Source organism: Acinetobacter sp. 1566109 (assembly GCF_000582255.1).
In the GTDB taxonomy this organism is placed as follows: Bacteria; Pseudomonadota; Gammaproteobacteria; order Pseudomonadales; family Moraxellaceae; genus Acinetobacter; species Acinetobacter nosocomialis.
Genome location: NZ_JEYB01000267.1, coordinates 1 through 309, shown reverse-complemented (window position 1 = coordinate 309; position 309 = coordinate 1). Strand labels below are relative to the sequence as shown.

Sequence of the window (309 nt, the reverse complement as noted above, 5' to 3'; positions counted from 1 at the left end):
ATTTTTAGATCATCAAATTTCTGAAATATCACGCAGAGAAACTGAGTATCAAGAGTATGTACGCGATCAAAGACTGGAGATCATAAATAGTTATATATTTGAAGAAGATAACTATGGAAATAAATACTTTAGTCCTCAAAATGGTGAAAAACAAAAGCGACTATATGCAGAAGAAATGGAAGATCTAAAAATCCAAGAATTGCATGCGGCTTTTACAAAAAAAATTGAGACCGAAGCGCAGCAAGAGTTTTCCCAAAAAATAGCAATACAGCTCGAAAACGACCGAAAAGATCGTGATATTTCAGAAAT

1 pseudogene is annotated in these 309 nt (G+C 33.0%); it reads left to right on the top strand.

Annotation, left to right across the window (positions count from 1 at the left end):
* Positions 1-309: pseudogene (locus J582_RS25685) on the top strand (mobilization protein (MobL-like)); the annotation flags it as partial.